Source organism: Alkalihalophilus lindianensis (genome assembly GCF_032843265.1).
GTDB lineage: Bacteria > Bacillota > Bacilli > Bacillales > Bacillaceae_D > Alkalihalophilus > Alkalihalophilus lindianensis.
Genome location: NZ_JAWJBA010000786.1, coordinates 1 through 248, shown reverse-complemented (window position 1 = coordinate 248; position 248 = coordinate 1). Strand labels below are relative to the sequence as shown.

Annotated in this window: 1 protein-coding gene; it reads right to left on the bottom strand. The window is 48.4% G+C overall.

The features are described 5' to 3' along the window. Positions 1-248, bottom strand: a 248-nt coding sequence (locus RYX56_RS24335) for a P-loop NTPase (RefSeq protein ID WP_317124383.1), incomplete at both ends; no start/stop codon positions are given.

Here is a 248-nt window from a genome sequence, read left to right as displayed (position 1 = left end):
CACCCGTTAATTTACTTTCAAAGTAAGCCATATTCTCAATGACACCAAGCACCTCATGCTCTGTCCTTAACGCCATCGCCCCGGCACGCGCAGCAACGAAGGCTGCTGTTGGATGTGGGGTTGTTACAATGATTTCCTTGCAATGCTGAAGCATGGTATGGACATCTAAAGCAACGTCCCCTGTGCCTGGAGGTAAATCCAGCAGCAAATAATCAAGCTGGTCTCCCCATTCTACCTCCTGAAAAAAG